Here is a 15,009-nt window from a genome sequence, read left to right on the forward strand (position 1 = left end):
GCTATTCGATGACCGATAAAACCATACTTGTGATCGGCACATACGACACCAAAGACGACGAGCTGGGCTATCTTTCAGGTGTGATACGCGAACAAGGCGGGCACGTGTTGACGATGGATGTGTCCGTTCTGGGAGACCCATCAAAGCCTTGCGATTTTTCCAAACACGATGTTGCACAAGAAGGCGGAAGTTCGATCAAGGCCGCGATAGACAGCGGCAATGAAAACACTGCGATGCAAATTATGGGGCAGGGGGCCGCATTGCTTACCGCCCGACTGCACCGTGAAGACAAAATCGATGCGATGATTGTTCTTGGCGGCACTATGGGCACTGATCTGGCGCTGGATGTGTGTTCCGCTTTGCCGTTGGGCGTGCCAAAATATATCGTCTCGACAGTGTCCTTCTCCCCCTTAATCCCGGCCGAACGGTTGGCGGCAGATACGCAGATGATCCTTTGGGCGGGCGGGCTTTATGGCCTCAATTCCGTGTGTAAAGCATCGCTGAGTCAGGCGGCAGGAGCTGTTCTTGGTGCCGCGCGCGCGGTTGAACCAATGAACCGGAGCAAGCCCCTGATCGGGATGACGTCGCTCGGAAAAACCGCGCTGCGTTATATGGTGCCGCTAAAACCTGCGCTGGAAGAGCGTGGTTTTGAGGTCGCAGTGTTCCATTCCACCGGCATGGGTGGCCGCGCATTTGAAAGCCTTGCTGCGCAAGGGGCCTTTGCCTGTGTATTTGATTTTTGCACACAGGAATTGGGCAATCATATTCAAGGGTCGAATATCTCTGCCGGAGCAGACCGATTGACCAACGCAGGAGCCAATGGCACCCCGCAAATCGTGGCACCGGGATGCTATGATTTGGTGGATGTGGTCGGCTGGAAACCCATTGATGACAAATGGGCGAACCATATGAAGCACGCGCATAACCGTTTGTTGACATCGATTGTATTGCAGGCCCCTGAAACCCAACAAATCGCACGCGCGCATTGTGAACAGCTCGCAACAGCAAAGGGGCCAGTCACAATGATTTTGCCTGAAAAAGGGTTGGGGGAATGGGACCGGGAAGGTGCTGATCTCCATAATGCTGAAGGGTTGGCCGCGTTTTTGAGTGAAATCGAAACAAGTTTGCCGGCGAATGTTTCTGCGCAACGCATTCCGCACCACATCAACGATGCCGCGTTTGCGGATAAGGCGTTGGAAATTTTTGATGCGTGGTGCGCTGATGGTACCGTACAAGTGGACTGATGAAAGGTTTTTAGTTTTGCAACGTCGCCAAAAGATTTTCGTGGTCCTTTTCCTGTGCTCCTAACAATTATTCAGACTTCTAGGGGCACTCGCCAATCCAGAAAGCTTCGGCAAAATCGCGCGCTTCTTCGGGTGTAAATGCACATCGCCGGTTTTGGCGTGCGGCTACTTCAGGAACCCGGTCAACGTTGTTATCCCGTTGCAAGCCAGCGCAGGTCGCGTCCGCGACACCGGCACCGGGGAGAGGACCAGCGTTTTGAGTTATCGGAAGTCATAAGGTGTGTGGTGCGTCTTCAGGCGGAAATGCGTGTCATCAAAAGCTTGATGGCGTTATCAAACAGTGCGGGATTTTCCTCTGCGCGGGCGGCCAGTTGGGCGCCCTCCAACAGGGACATCGTCGAGGCGGCCTCTAACGCGGGTTGAGATACGCCAGAAATTGAGCCATCATCGCGCCCGTTTTCAAACGCGTTTGTCATCCAGCCGATTACCATGGTGCGAAACAGGCTGATTTGATGGACCACTTCTGGGGCAAGGCTGTCGCGGCTGGCCGAGAACGAGGCGCAAAGGCACAGGCGTTTGCCTTCGTCGCTACCTATTTCGTATTGTTTGATGAGTTCCGCCAATTGCGCACCGCCGGTTTCAAACGAAGCGTCAATTTCCGCGCAGACAGTTTGAAAATTCTCGCGATACCGCTGCATCAACGCGACTGAGAGTTTGGCTTTGGATGGGAAGTGATGATGAATGCTTGCTTTTCGAATGCCAACGTCTTCGGCCAGATCGGCATAGCTAAACCCGTCAAAACCAAGTCTGCGTGCGGCATTCTCGGCAGAGTTAAGCAGAGCAGTCTTTGTGTCGGTTGTTGGCATCTCGGTCACCTATCCTGGATTTCCAAAATCTTTAATACGTTTTCAGCAGCTTCCAAAGCCCCTTCGAGATAACCGCCAAATTCGGGCGCGAGCTCAGCACCGGAAAAATGCAAACGGGTGTCCCAAAGGTGCATCAGGCTGGACGGCAGCCCAAAGGCTGGGTGGGCATAAAGCGGGGCCAGATCGGCCTCGGTTGAAGTATAAGCATCAAAGGCCCAATCCGTGACGTAAAGTTGTGTCGGATTGGCCGCTTTGGCGCCGAAAAGACGGATCAGTTGTTCCATCAGATGGCAGCGCAGAGTTTGTTCGTCTGCGCGCGCATTTGGCGGTACACCGATAAAACCAAACAGGGCATAGGGGCCGCCATGTGCCGGAGAGGCATCGTGGATCTCAACCATTGGACCAAAGTGACTTTGTGCATCGCCTGACAGCCCATCCTCGCGCCAAAACGGGGTGTCGTAAACTGCGACAGCTTTGGCTTGTCCTGCCATCCATGTCGGCACGTTTTGCAGGGACGTCAGTGCAGCCTGGGGCAGGGGCTGGACGAAGGCGATTTTGGCAGCGACGCGCGGCGGCATCGACACAATCACCTGGTTCCCCTCTACCGTGTCGCCTGTGCTCAGCAAGGCGGTGACGCCGGTCGCTTTACGAGTCAGCTTTGTGACGTCGGCGTTCAGTCTTTTGCGGTGGTCAGGCACCCGATCCACGAGGGCTTGTATCATTGTCCCCAGCCCGCCCTGCAGACGCCAGGAGCCTTGCATTGACGAAAAGCCGCGACCGCGTTGGACCTGACCGCGTTCGTTTTCGTAAATCAGATCGCCGATTGCAAATTGATCAAACTTTTTAAGGCCGAGCCTGTCGATGAGAGCAGCCATTCGGGGTTGGCCGGGCCAGAACCATGTGGGGCCCATGTCGAAATACCCGCCTTGGCAGTGTTCGGTTTTGATGCGTCCGCCGAACCGCGCCCGGGCCTCAAGCATAACGTAATCCTTGCCCTGCGTCTCAAGCGCGTCTGCAAGGGCGAGGCCGGACAGGCCGCCGCCAATGATAAGCGCCGTCATCGGTTTAGAACCCTTCCGTTGCAGGACGCAGATCCAGTTCGTGGGTCCAAGTGGATTTTGGTTGGTGGGCCAATTGCCAATACGCTCCGGCAATGTCTTCGGGTTTCATCATTTTGGCAGGGTCTAGGCTGTGCAGATCACGTGACCGGGCCGTGTCGATGATACCATCCAGAATGGCGTGGCAGACATGCACGCCCTGCGGTTGGTACTCTCGTGCCATTGATTGTGTGAGGCCGCGCAACGCGAATTTGGCGCTGGCAAATGCAGCGAAATTTGCACCACCGCGCAAGGATGCCGTGGCGCCCGACACAATGAACGTACCGCCGTCTGCATTCGCCATGGGGGCAAGTGTGGTTTGGCCCAACAGGAACGCAGTTTGCACCATTGATGTCCAGGTCCGCGAAAAGTCATCCAGGGTCGTTTCGCCAAAGGGTGCGATGACAAGCTCGGCAGTGTTGTGAACGACGGCTTTGGGCGGTCCGAAGGTTTTGATGATCTGTGCGATCCGAACGTGAACTGCTGTTTCGTCCGATAAATCAAGCGTGTGAAACGCGCCAACAGGGTTGGCCGGGGCCGTACGGCCAAGGCCGACGACGGCAAATCCGCCCTGTTCAAAACGAGACATAATGGACTGGCCAAGACCAGCTCCGGCGCCTGCGACGATAGCTAAGGGTTTCTGCTCAGCCATCAGACAGCCGGCGGTTTCGCATGGGTCAGATGACCGGTTTTGATCCAAAGTTTTGCGCCATCACTGCCTGCCTCTGCATTCAACGTCTGACCCTCTGGTAAACGTAGCCAAGCGCCGGTGCCCAGGGATTCGCCACTTTCGATCACAGAGCCGCCGATCACCAGCATTTCAACCCCGCCAGCGTCTGTGTTGTTAAGTGTCGTGCCTGCTTTCAGATGGCTGTAAGTGACCACCTCAAACGCGTCGCGGTGCAATTCAGCAGTGGCGACGCCGTTCACTGGGGCGGCAAGTTCATTGGCCATTGTCTTGCGGAACTGGGTACGGTCATTCAGGTCAAATTGCCACAATTTCACGAAAATCGTGCATCCGTCGTCAGACCCCGGCGTGTGCGATGTGGTTGGAGGATTACGCACGTATGTGCCGGTTGGGTAATCGCCATGTTCGTCCTGAAACACACCATCCAACACGATGAATTCTTCGCCGCCTGTATGCGTATGTGCCGAGAATTTACTGTCAGGCGCGTACCGCACGATTGAGGTCGCGCGGGCCACTTCTCCGCCGATCCGGTCTAACATGCGACGGTCCACGCCGGGCATGGGCGAGGCGCTCCAGTCAAGCTGATCCGATTCGATGACGACACGTGTGCCGAAGTCAGCGTTCAGTTCCATAGGTGGTTTCCCTTTGTGCAATTCGGCGGTGTCTTGTGTCGTAGATCGAGATAATCCCTACCAGTAGGTAGGCTGATGGTCAAGGCGTTTCCCTTATGGGGTGACGTTTGGATTGCGCTCTGAAAACGCGCCAAACTTGTACCGAATTGGCAACGCCCCTTCGGCGCGTGTCGCCGTTTGTACAGTGATGCGCAGCCCGCGCCCCATCAGTGGCAACTCACCGTTGTTGATGTCCTCGATCAGCTCGGCAGTCCCTTTGATATTCAGCATAGTTCCCGACTCAAAGTCGACGAACTGAAGCCCAACGCGCTTGTCTGTATGGATGTTGCCAAAGGTGTTGTAAAAACTGTTCCCTTTATAGTCGGGGAACTGAAGCGTCTTGTCGTCCAGCACGGTCACAAAACCGGGCATGCCTCCACGGTGATTAATATCGACGCCTGCGCGTGGATCATCCCCAAGTTCCGCCGCGCGCGATGCAATCATGAGCGTGTCCGCCTGAGTGATCTGGTCTATGTCTGCCGTGCTCAACTTTATAGAAGTGACAGGAATTTTTGGGACCGACGGGCCAGCCGGTACTTTATGTCGAATTTGAATATATTTGGGGCAATTCCCATAGCTTTGATCAACGCGAAACGACAGTTTATCGTTCTCTACTGCGTCAATCGTCGCGTTCACACGGTTGCGGCGCTGGGTTTCAAATTCGATCCCGACGACGCTTGTCTTCGCGCCAATTGCGAAATCCAGATCATCGGGTTCTCCGGGCAAAGGGTGCGATGAAATCGACAAGGTCTTGTTGTCGGGAGATGCCATAAATCCCGCGGCACCCGTCCGCATGACTGCCCATGGGTGCCCGTCAGCGTCCACTGCGCCAATATGAACGCTTTCCAGCTTTGAGAAAAAGTCTCGGTGCTGATTTGGCATATGATCGCGTATCATCCGCAAACCAAGCTGATGCTGGCGCTCCTTGATATTTAGCTTTTCGTGCAGGCTGCGTTCGCCTTCGTGAAAGACGCTGGCCGGATGAAACATGTTGGTTACCTCCTTTGTTTGTCGATCAAGTTTAACTACCTACTAATAGATAGTTTGACAACTATCAACATCAGCCTGCCCCAATTTCAATCTCCTCTCGAATCCTTGAAGTCGACTGCCGGTTCGGATGGCATTTCAGAAGGAAGGAATTAATGAGTTTTACGATGGTATCCGCATTCCAACCCAGATCAGGGTGGAATTACCTTAGTCGAAAAAGGGGGTTTTGGAACAGATCGAGACCGATCAAGGGAACCTGCGGAACGATGAGCTTCGTAAAGTGTTCTTAAAGGCAAGAATTCCAGTGCCACATCCGCCCGTGTCGGTGTTGTTCATGTTTCCGGGAGCTTTCAAAACATGGCGGGTAATAGGCAACGGTCTTGTGACCCATGGTCCAGAGCTTCTGGAGCGCTGGTCCAACTGGTGGGCGGTCACATTCAAGTGAGGGCTTGGGTTTGGCTTGAATTGAATTCAACAACCTTCTAGTAGGTAGGATATTGTTCAACTCAAAAAGGAAACATCATGATCGGGTACTCAACCATTGGCGTTAAAGACATTGAGAAAGCGAAAGCGTTCTATACAGAACTGTTCGACGCAACTGTTCAAGTCGACATCGGCCGTTTGGCCATGATTGGAAAAACAATCGACGCACCTATGATCGCCGTCTGTGAACCGCATGATGGCAATGCCCCCAGTTGCGGCAATGGTGCAATGGTTGCATTCACGGCATCTTCAAAAGGTGAAGTAGATGCGTATTATCACAAGGCCATTTCCCTTGGTGCAACATCGGAAGGCGAGCCTGGTCAACGTATCGAGGATGTTTTCTACGGCGCCTACGCCCGTGACCCCGATGGGAACAAAATGGCGTTCTACATCTTTGGATAACGATCCGTTCGGACGTAACTGAAGTAGCGGCTCGCCTAGAGAAGTCGGGGCGAGCCCTTTGCCTTTCCATACAACAGCGACTGCCTCCGAAAGATAAAAGCAGTGTCGATTGCGGGCTTTCTCGGCTTTTCGCAGCCAAAAGGATAAGTACTCTTCCAGCATAGCCGTCGAAATTCGTCGTGGGACAACGCGTAACCAGTCGAAGGAAGTCAGAGTTAAGAGCGAGACGCTGCCCGCGCTTGCGCAATGAACCGGGAATGATTACTCCGACAGTGAGGACGGAGTGAGTAGAACATGGCCAAAAAGAAAGCGCCCAAAAAGCGCGGCTGGTTCAGACGGCAATTGTTGCGGGGGCGTTATTGGTTGCGTCGCTCGTTGGTCTGGATCGTGTCGTTGGTGCTTTTGATGGTGCTGCTGTTTTCCGTGATCAATCCACCCACCACATGGACGATGATGTCCGAATATCGACGGCTGGGCCAGATTGATCGGGAATGGGTGCCCATCGAAGAAATCGCTCCGGTGATGCGTCGGTCAGTGGTGGCTGCAGAGGATGCGAATTTCTGTCTGCATTGGGGTTTCGACATTAAGGCAATCCGGGCCGCGTTGGATTCCGGTGGTGGGCGCGGGGCGTCAACCATCAGCCAGCAAGTGGTCAAGAATGTCTATCTGTGGCAAGGGCGCAGTTGGGCGCGCAAATCGATCGAGGCGTTGCTGACGCCTTTGGTGGAACTGACATGGTCAAAACGGCGCATATTGGAAGTATATCTGAACGTGGCTGAGTTTGATGAAGGTGTGTTTGGCGTTGAGGCCGCAGCCCGGCATTATTTCGGCATTGGTCCGGAAAAGCTGAGTGCAGTTCAGGCGGCGCGGTTGGCAGCGGTTTTGCCAAATCCCAAGCAGCGGTCAGCCAGCAATCCCACTGCCAACCTACGCAAGCGCGCCGCTTCAATCCTTGACGGTGCGGAAACCATACGCGAAGAGCCGCGTGCAAGGTGTTTCGAGGATTGAAAATATCTGCGGGGCAAGGCAAAGAGGTAGAAATCCCGAGAATTGGTGTTGCCCGATGAACCGACTATTTCATGTTCCTTTGTCCCCGTATTGCCGTAAGGTGCGGCTGAGCCTTGGCGAGAAGCGGATCGAGGTCGAACTGGTTGAAGAACGGTATTGGGAGAAAGACGCGGACTTTCTGCGCCGTAACCCCGCCGCCAAGGTGCCCGTTTTGAAGATGGACGGCAAAATGATGGCCGAAAGTAGTGCCATCTGCGAATATCTGGAAGAAAAATACCCTGAACCCAGCCTGATGCCGCGTGACGCCGATGGCCGATACGAAGTGCGCAGACTGGTGGCGTGGTTTGACGACAAATTCCACAATGAAGTCACCTCGAAGCTGCTTTATGAGCGGGTCAACAAAAAGGTGATGGGGTCGGGTTATCCGGATAGCGGTAATGTCAAAGCCGGTGCCAAGGCGATCAAGTATCATCTGGACTATATGCACTGGCTGCTGGACCACCGTCGCTGGCTGGCCGGTGATGTTATGACGCTTGCCGATTTCGCCGCTGCGGCGCATCTGAGTGCGTTGGATTATATTTCAGATGTAGACTGGAACCGGTCGGCTGTGGTCAAAGACTGGTATGCGACGATCAAGTCGCGCCCGGCGTTTCGGTCACTTTTGGCCGATCAGATTCCGGGGTTTCTGCCTCCGGCGCATTATGCCGATCTGGATTTCTGAACAGGCCCCGGGGTGGGGCCAGCCCCCTCTTGGGCCATGCGGCCCAATTCACCCCCGGAGTGTTTTGGGCAAAATGAAGGAGCGGGCCGGTGTCTGCTGAGGTGAAAGCCCGTCTGATCGCCGAGGCGCGCGCGGTGGGGTTTGACATGGCGCGGGTTTGTCGCCCGGATGCTGTGGGACATGTGCCCGCCGGGTTGGCCGGGTTTCTGGCTGAAAGCTATCACGGTCAAATGGGTTGGTTGGCAGAGCGCACCGAATGGCGCGCCAATCCGGCCGCGCTCTGGCCGCAGGCGCGGTCTGTTATTGTGTTGGGCGAGAGCTATACGCCCGAGCATGATCCGATTGAGATTCATAGGCGCCCGGACCGGGGGGCGATTTCAGTTTATGCGCAGAACCGGGATTACCATGACATTGTCAAGAAACGCCTGAAACGGTTAGCACGATGGTTGATTGCTGAGGCCGGGCCTGAGACCGAAGTTAAAGTGTTTGTAGATACAGCCCCCGTACCGGAAAAGCCATTAGGGCAGGCAGCAGGGTTGGGTTGGCAGGGCAAGCATACCAATCTGGTAAGCCGTGATCTAGGCTCGTGGTTCTTTATCGGTTCGGTCTTTACCACGCTCGATTTACCGGTGGACGCCCCGGAAGTGGATCATTGCGGCAGTTGTCGCGCCTGTCTGGACGCCTGTCCGACGGGTGCTTTCCCGGCCCCCAACCAGATCGATGCGCGGCGTTGCATTTCCTATCTGACAATTGAACATCATGGTCCTGTTGACGAAGCGTTGCGGCCGTTATTGGGCAATCGCATATATGGCTGTGATGATTGTCTGGCGGCCTGTCCGTGGAACAAGTTTGCAGTCAGTGCGCGAGAAATCCGTTATGCAGCACGGGCCGATTTGGTGGCCCCGCGTCTGGGAGAGCTTGCTGTGCTGGATGACGCTGAGTTCAGGGCGTTCTTTTCGGGATCACCCGTTAAGCGGATCAAGCGAGACCGGTTTGTGCGCAATGTGCTTTATGCCATAGGGAATTCCGGGGACCAGTCGTTGATAAATGTGGCGCAAGGGTTGTGTGAGGACCCGGATGCAACCGTGGCTGACGCGGCCAAATGGGCGGTAAAGCGGTTGCGAGAGGTCGCAATTGAGCTGGAATAGTCTCTGGTTTAGTCGTTATTAGGGGCGCGCGAACAAGGGAGATGACCTGAATGGCTTTGTCATTGGGGGTGGATACTGGCGGCACCTATACTGATGCAGTGCTGATCCGGGACGAAAGGGATGTTGTGGCGTCGGCCAAGGCGCTGACCACACGCCACGATCTGGCCGAAGGTATTGGCGCGGCAGTCTCTGCAGTATTGCGTGACGGCGCGGTGCGCCCGGAGGAGGTGGCGCTGGCGTCCCTCTCCACGACATTGGCGACAAATGCGCTGGTCGAAGGGCAGGGCGGGCGCGTGGCGCTGATCCTGATCGGGTTTCGCAATGGCGATCTGGAAAAGCATGGGTTGAACGGTGCCTTGTCTGGCGACCCTGCGTTACATATTGCGGGGGGCCATGATCATGCAGGCGGCGAAAAAGTGGCGCTGGATGAGGACCGGCTGAGGCGTTGGCTAGATGCGCATGGACGCGACGTGTCCGGTTTTGCCATTGCCGCGCAGTTTGCCACGCGCAACCCGGCGCATGAGCAAAGGGCGGCCGCGCTGATCCAGCAGATCACGGGGCGGCCTGTCAGCGCGTCGCATCATTTGTCTTCGCGATTGAACGGCCCGAAGCGGGCGATGACAGCGGTGCTGAATGCGCGGTTGATCGGTATGATTGACCGGTTGATCGGGCGCGCACAATCGCAGCTAGCGGCGCTGGGTATCACAGCGCCGTTGATGGTGGTGCGCGGTGATGGGGCGTTGATTTCGGCAGAGTTCGCGCGCGAACGTCCGATTGAAACCATTCTGAGCGGACCAGCGGCGTCAATCGTTGGCGCGCGCTGGCTGACGGGCGCGCAGGATGCGCTGGTCAGTGACATCGGCGGGACCACCACAGATGTGGCGGTTTTGCGCAATGGGCGTCCGTCGATTGACCCGGATGGTGCCCGTGTGGGCCCCTATCGTACCATGGTCGAGGCGGTGGCGATGCGGACCTTTGGGCTGGGCGGGGACAGCGAAGTGCATTTTGTCGCTGAAGGTCTGGCGGGTGGCATCACATTGGGGCCTCGGCGGATCTTGCCAGTGTCCCTAATTGCCAGGGACGCGCCTGACACTGTGCACGATGCGCTGTACCAGCAGTTGCGTCGCCCGGTGCCCGGAGAGCATGACGGGCGCTTTGTGCGTTGTGTTGGCGGGTCGAGCCCCGACGCGCTTGAGCCGCGCGATGCGGCCCTGTTGCAGCGGATCGGAGACGAAGTGCACCCATTGGGAGACGTGTTGCGATCAAGGCTGGACGTCACGGCCATGCGGCGTTTGGTGGACAGAGGTCTGGTGCAAGTTGCCGGTGCGACGCCATCAGATGCGAGCCATGTATTGGGACATGTTTCGGTGTGGGACAAGGGTGCGGCAGAAAAGGCGCTGCGGTTGATGGGGCGGCGGCGTACCGGGGCGGGGCATATGCTGGCACCTGATCCCAAAGAAATGGCCCTGATGATCATCGATCAGCTGACGCATGAGACAAGTTTGGCTTTGCTAGAGACTGGTTTTGCCGAAGAGCAAGACCCATTTGGATTGCCTGCAGCAGACCTGGCGCGCCACGTTTTGATGCAAAGGGGCCTGAGGGGTCACGAGGGTCTGGTCCGGCTGAACACCGGGTTGCAGAGCCCGGTGATTGGATTGGGTGCCTCTGCGAGTGCGTATTATCCGGCGGTTGGGCAACGGCTGGGCTGTCAGATGGAGTTGCCGACCCATGCAGGCGTGGCAAATGCCATCGGTGCGGTTGTTGGACGGGTTACGATCCGCAAGGCCGGAACGGTCACGTGCCCGAGCGAAGGACGTTTTCGGGTGCATCTGCCTGAGGGGCCGCAAGATTTTAACGCGTTGGAAGCGGCGTTGAGTTTGCTGGAAACCGAACTTACCAAACGTGCGCGTGTCGAGGCGGACAAAGCCGGGGCGGTCGATGTGCGAATATCGGCCCAACGTGATGTGCGGACGACACAGGCCGAAGGTCGGGAGATCTTTGTTGAGGCCGATATTGTTGTGGAGGTCTCTGGTCGGCCGCGTATTGCGGTGAATTAGAGACTGTTTTGCCCCAATCGCCACACCCGATATGACGCCGGGCGTGGCGATTCAGATTGTCAGCCTGCGCGTTTTGGCAGAACCCAACCGGCGCGCGGGAAATGGCAGGTATATCCGTTGGGGTGTTTTTCCAGATAGTCCTGATGATAGTCTTCAGCCTCCCAGAAATCGCCAACAGGCTCTACCTCGGTCACAACCCTTCCGGGCCAAAGGCCAGACGCGTCAACATCGGCAATCGTGTCAGCGGCCACAGCTTTCTGCGCATCGTCGACAAAGTAGATCGCTGACCGATAGGACATGCCCATATCGTTGCCCTGTCGATTTGGCGTTGTCGGGTCGTGGATCTGAAAGAAAAATTCCAGCAACTGGCGAAAGCTGATGCGCGCCGGGTCAAAAGTGATCTCGATACCCTCGGCGTGGGTACCATGGTCTCGATAGGTGGCATTGGGCACATCGCCGCCGGTATAGCCAACCCGCGTCGCCAAAACGCCGTCCAATTTGCGGATCAGATCTTCCATACCCCAGAAACAACCACCAGCCAGAACCGCGCGTTCGCTCATGTCACGTCCTCCACCTGATCAAGATAGGCGCTGTATCCTTCGGACGTCATATCGTCGCGATGCACAAACCTCAGGCTGGCGGAATTGATACAATACCGCAATCCGCCGCGATCCTGCGGACCGTCGGGGAACACGTGCCCCAGATGGCTGTCACCATAGGTCGAGCGGACCTCGGTGCGCACCATACCGTGCGTAGAATCGTGGTGTTCCGTGACATGTTTTGTTTCGATGGGTTTAGTGAAACTGGGCCAGCCGCAGCCGGATTCGTATTTGTCCGAGCTGGCAAACAACGGTTCGCCGGACACAACATCAACATAGATACCGGGCTCTTTGTTGTTCAGCAGCTTGCCCGTTCCGGGACGTTCTGTGCCGCTGTCTTGCGTCACCCAGCGTTGTTCGTCGGTCAAAGTGGCGATCACATCGGGATCTTTGAAATAATTTGTCATGCGCGTCTCCTTACAGTCCCTTCGGAATATGGGACTGAAACAGCATTAGAATAGGGATATTACAGGCCGGTCAAGGCAAGGTGATCAGAGATGCTGAACCCTTTGGGTGTCTCAAGGGGCACTGACTGGTCAGGTGTTTGACTAGCTGCGCATGTTGGCTCCATTGGCGTCATAGACCGGGCCTCCTAAAACCTCGGCGCAATACATTTCGCCCAGAATTTCGACGTGCAGCGCGGTGCCCGGATCGGCGTTGTCAGAGCTGACATAGGCCATCGCCAGAGACTTGCCGACATGATGCGCATAACCACCGGAAGTGACATAGCCCACGGCGTTGTTGTCTTTGAGCACAGCTTCGTCCTGAGTGACGTCAATGCGCGTGTCCACCAACAGCGTGACCAGCTTGCGCGTCACACCGTCTTGTTTGAGTTTCAGCGTGGCGTCCTTGCCAACAAAGTCTTTGTTCCAATTGATAAAGACATCCATCCCGGAGTCGATGGCGTTAAAGTCGGGGCGGAACTCCAGTCCCCACGCGCCCCACCCCTTTTCCAGACGCAACGACATCAGGGCTCGGTTTCCATACCAGCGATACCCCAGATCGGCGCCGGCCTCTTCGATCGCCTCGGACAGCCGGATCAGGTACTGTGGACGGCAATAAACTTCATAACCCAGCTCGCCAGAGAAGCTGATCCGGTTCAGAATCACTGGCACGCCGCCGACGAATGTTTTACATGTATCGCGGAATTTGAACGCGTTGCCCGAGACATCATCGCGCGTGATCCGTTGTAACAGGTCGCGTGACTTCGGGCCAGATAAGGCGATGCCGTGCCAGTCGGCGGTCTGGTTTTCGTGGATGACATCATCGGGCAAGGTCTTGGCAAAAAACCGGCTGTGCGCATCCTGCATGGCGCCCGAACCGAACAGCATGAAATGCTCTTCATCCAGACAGGCAACTGTGAGATCGCCATAGAGCCGACCCTTTTCGGTGATCATAGGAGTTAATGTCATGCGCCCGGGTTTAGGAATGTACCCGGCCATAGTTTTATTCAGCCAGTTACGCGCGCCCAGGCCTTTGATCACGTGTTTGGCAAAATTGGCAATCTCAATCCCGCCGACACCGGTGCGTACGGCGTGGACTTCGCGGGCGACATAGTCATGGCTGCGGTTGCGTTCGAATGTCGGGTCTTCCCATGCGTCCTCAGGCCCGTCGGCGAACCACAGCACATGTTCCAAACCAAAGGCCTGACCCATGCGGGCGCCTTTGGCGACCAATCGGTCATAAAGCGCGGTGGTTTGTTGTTTGCGACCCTTGGGCAAGGTTTCATTGGGGAATGTCATCACAAAGCGACGTTCGTAGTTCTCGCAGCTTTTGATAGTGCCCCAATCGGGGGTTGCCCAATTGCCAAACCGCGCGATGTCCATCGCCCAGACATCGATTGAGGGTTCACCGTCGATCATCCATTCCGCCATGGTTAACCCAACGCCGCCGCCCTGACAAAAACCGGCCATGACACCCACGGCCGTCCAATAATTACGCATGCCGGGCACCGGGCCGATCATCGGGTTGCCATCCGGACCAAAAGTGAACGGGCCATTGATGGCGTCCTTGATCCCGACGCTGGCCAGCGCCGGGATACGTTCAAAACCAAGCTCTAACCGGTCTGCAATGTGGTCCAGATTGGGTTGCAGCAAGTCGTGTCCAAAACTCCACGGGGTGCCGCCAACTTTCCAAGGAACTCCAACTGGTTCGTAGGTGCCCAGCAACATGCCCTCGCGCTCCTGACGGAAATAAATGTTGGCTTCGTAATCAATGCCGCACGGTAGTCGCGATCCAAAAGTGGCGACTTCGTCGATCCGGTCGGTCAATAGGTAATGGTGTTCCATCGGTTGCACAGGCAGGTTTAGACCGGCCATATGCCCGACCTCCCGCGCCCAAAGCCCACCGCAATTGACCACATGTTCGGCAATGACTGTTCCTCGTAATGTGGTGACCTCCCACAGTCCATCGCTGCGCATTTTGGTTGCTGTAACTGGTGTGTGGGTAAAATATTGCGCACCGTAGTGCCGTGCCGCTTTGGCAAAGGCATAGGTTGTGCCCGAGGGGTCAAGATCGCCGTCCTGATCATCCCAAAGCGCGGCGTAATAGTGTTTGCCGTCGATCAGAGGGTGGCGTTGCGACAGTTCTTGCGGGCTGATCCATTCCTGTTCCAATCCCATATAGCGCGCCTTGGAGCGTTCGCGTTTCAGGTAATCATACCAGGCTTTGTTGGACGCCAGATAAAACCCGCCGGTCATGTGCAGGCCGACAGAATGGCCCGACAGCTCTTCGATCTCTTTGTACAGGTTGATCGTATAGCTCTGCAGACGCGATATATTTGGGTCGGACGAGATCGTGTGTATTTGCCCCGCCGCATGCCAGCTGGACCCCGAGGTCAGCTCATTGCGTTCCAGAAGGATCGCATCTTTCCATCCGAACTTGGCCAGATGAAACAGGATCGAACAGCCCACCACGCCACCACCGATGATGACAACCTTGGTGTGGCTGGGAAGCGGTTTGCCGCGGCTGGTGTCGTCTTTGTGAATGTTCAGTGCGGATTGAGCCAATATGTTGGTCATGGTGTGATCCTCATAGTC

General features: G+C 56.1%; 14 protein-coding genes. 6 read left to right on the forward strand and 8 right to left on the reverse strand.

Features of this window, described 5'->3' with window-relative positions:
- Positions 1–8: 8 nt before the first annotated feature.
- Entirely contained in the window at positions 9–1,244 is a 1,236-nt protein-coding gene (locus ABJI08_RS14060) for a Tm-1-like ATP-binding domain-containing protein (RefSeq protein WP_348402473.1), read from the forward strand.
- A gap of 293 nt (positions 1,245–1,537) precedes the next feature.
- Here the strand turns inward: ABJI08_RS14060 and ABJI08_RS14065 are convergent, their stop codons facing one another.
- The 5 genes from ABJI08_RS14065 to ABJI08_RS14085 all read right to left on the reverse strand — a co-directional run bounded on the left by ABJI08_RS14065 (position 1,538) and on the right by ABJI08_RS14085 (position 5,556).
- A complete protein-coding gene (locus ABJI08_RS14065; RefSeq protein WP_348402474.1) occupies positions 1,538–2,110 on the reverse strand; it encodes a TetR/AcrR family transcriptional regulator in 573 nt (190 codons plus the stop codon).
- Between the two features lie 5 nt (positions 2,111–2,115).
- A complete protein-coding gene (locus tag ABJI08_RS14070; protein ID WP_348402475.1) occupies positions 2,116–3,171 on the reverse strand; it encodes an NAD(P)/FAD-dependent oxidoreductase in 1,056 nt (351 codons plus the stop codon).
- A gap of 4 nt (positions 3,172–3,175) precedes the next feature.
- A complete protein-coding gene (locus ABJI08_RS14075; RefSeq protein WP_348402476.1) occupies positions 3,176–3,859 on the reverse strand; it encodes an SDR family NAD(P)-dependent oxidoreductase in 684 nt (227 codons plus the stop codon).
- Complete coding sequence (locus ABJI08_RS14080; protein WP_348402477.1) at positions 3,859–4,527, reverse strand: cupin domain-containing protein; 669 nt, start codon at positions 4,525–4,527, stop codon at positions 3,859–3,861. Before ABJI08_RS14080 ends, ABJI08_RS14075 begins: the two co-directional genes overlap by 1 nt.
- A gap of 93 nt (positions 4,528–4,620) precedes the next feature.
- Positions 4,621–5,556: a pyridoxamine 5'-phosphate oxidase family protein gene (locus tag ABJI08_RS14085; protein WP_348402478.1), complete on the reverse strand. Its 936-nt coding sequence runs from the start codon at positions 5,554–5,556 to the stop codon at positions 4,621–4,623.
- Positions 5,557–6,075: 519 nt separating this feature from the next.
- Between ABJI08_RS14085 and ABJI08_RS14090 the strand changes: the two genes are divergently transcribed.
- From ABJI08_RS14090 to ABJI08_RS14110, 5 genes are all read left to right on the forward strand, one after another.
- Entirely contained in the window at positions 6,076–6,438 is a 363-nt protein-coding gene (locus tag ABJI08_RS14090) for a VOC family protein (protein WP_348402479.1), read from the forward strand.
- A 294-nt stretch (positions 6,439–6,732) separates the two neighbouring features.
- Positions 6,733–7,446, forward strand: a complete 714-nt coding sequence (gene mtgA, locus ABJI08_RS14095) for a monofunctional biosynthetic peptidoglycan transglycosylase (protein WP_348402480.1) — start codon at positions 6,733–6,735, stop codon at positions 7,444–7,446.
- 55 nt (positions 7,447–7,501) lie between these two features.
- Entirely contained in the window at positions 7,502–8,167 is a 666-nt protein-coding gene (locus ABJI08_RS14100; protein ID WP_348402481.1) for a glutathione S-transferase family protein, read from the forward strand.
- An 89-nt stretch (positions 8,168–8,256) separates the two neighbouring features.
- Complete coding sequence (gene queG / locus ABJI08_RS14105) at positions 8,257–9,315, forward strand: tRNA epoxyqueuosine(34) reductase QueG (protein WP_348402482.1); 1,059 nt, start codon at positions 8,257–8,259, stop codon at positions 9,313–9,315.
- A 50-nt stretch (positions 9,316–9,365) separates the two neighbouring features.
- Positions 9,366–11,372 carry a hydantoinase/oxoprolinase family protein gene (locus ABJI08_RS14110; RefSeq protein WP_348402483.1) on the forward strand — a complete coding sequence of 669 codons (2,007 nt, stop codon included), beginning with the start codon at positions 9,366–9,368 and terminating at the stop codon, positions 11,370–11,372.
- A gap of 59 nt (positions 11,373–11,431) precedes the next feature.
- On the opposite strand, the gene msrA is transcribed toward ABJI08_RS14110, so the two are convergent.
- The 3 genes from msrA to ABJI08_RS14125 form a co-directional block, all read right to left on the reverse strand.
- Positions 11,432–11,932, reverse strand: a complete 501-nt coding sequence (gene msrA, locus ABJI08_RS14115) for a peptide-methionine (S)-S-oxide reductase MsrA (RefSeq protein WP_348402484.1) — start codon at positions 11,930–11,932, stop codon at positions 11,432–11,434.
- The gene (gene msrB, locus ABJI08_RS14120; RefSeq protein WP_348402485.1) at positions 11,929–12,378 is read right to left on the reverse strand and encodes a peptide-methionine (R)-S-oxide reductase MsrB; all 450 of its coding nucleotides are present in this window, start codon (positions 12,376–12,378) and stop codon (positions 11,929–11,931) included. Before msrB ends, msrA begins: the two co-directional genes overlap by 4 nt.
- Before the next feature lie 141 nt (positions 12,379–12,519).
- Complete coding sequence (locus tag ABJI08_RS14125) at positions 12,520–14,991, reverse strand: FAD-dependent oxidoreductase (protein WP_348402486.1); 2,472 nt, start codon at positions 14,989–14,991, stop codon at positions 12,520–12,522.
- Between the last annotated feature and the right edge of the window lie 18 nt (positions 14,992–15,009).

This window comes from Shimia sp., from assembly GCF_039969785.1.
Classification (GTDB): domain Bacteria; phylum Pseudomonadota; class Alphaproteobacteria; order Rhodobacterales; family Rhodobacteraceae; genus Shimia.

Bases quoted from the DNA above. Each gene is read 5' to 3' on its own strand.
- msrB (WP_348402485.1), bottom strand. From the start codon at position 12,378: ATGACAAATTATTTCAAAGATCCCGATGTGATCGCCACTTTGACCGAC.
- ABJI08_RS14065 (WP_348402474.1), bottom strand. From the start codon at position 2,110: ATGCCAACAACCGACACAAAGACTGCTCTGCTTAACTCTGCCGAGAAT.
- ABJI08_RS14100 (WP_348402481.1), top strand. From the start codon at position 7,502: ATGAACCGACTATTTCATGTTCCTTTGTCCCCGTATTGCCGTAAGGTG.
- ABJI08_RS14090 (WP_348402479.1), top strand. From the start codon at position 6,076: ATGATCGGGTACTCAACCATTGGCGTTAAAGACATTGAGAAAGCGAAA.
- ABJI08_RS14085 (WP_348402478.1), bottom strand. From the start codon at position 5,556: ATGTTTCATCCGGCCAGCGTCTTTCACGAAGGCGAACGCAGCCTGCAC.
- ABJI08_RS14060 (WP_348402473.1), top strand. From the start codon at position 9: ATGACCGATAAAACCATACTTGTGATCGGCACATACGACACCAAAGAC.
- msrA (WP_348402484.1), bottom strand. From the start codon at position 11,932: ATGAGCGAACGCGCGGTTCTGGCTGGTGGTTGTTTCTGGGGTATGGAA.
- ABJI08_RS14125 (WP_348402486.1), bottom strand. From the start codon at position 14,991: ATGACCAACATATTGGCTCAATCCGCACTGAACATTCACAAAGACGAC.
- ABJI08_RS14110 (WP_348402483.1), top strand. From the start codon at position 9,366: ATGGCTTTGTCATTGGGGGTGGATACTGGCGGCACCTATACTGATGCA.
- ABJI08_RS14080 (WP_348402477.1), bottom strand. From the start codon at position 4,527: ATGGAACTGAACGCTGACTTCGGCACACGTGTCGTCATCGAATCGGAT.
- mtgA (WP_348402480.1), top strand. From the start codon at position 6,733: ATGGCCAAAAAGAAAGCGCCCAAAAAGCGCGGCTGGTTCAGACGGCAA.
- ABJI08_RS14075 (WP_348402476.1), bottom strand. From the start codon at position 3,859: ATGGCTGAGCAGAAACCCTTAGCTATCGTCGCAGGCGCCGGAGCTGGT.
- ABJI08_RS14070 (WP_348402475.1), bottom strand. From the start codon at position 3,171: ATGACGGCGCTTATCATTGGCGGCGGCCTGTCCGGCCTCGCCCTTGCA.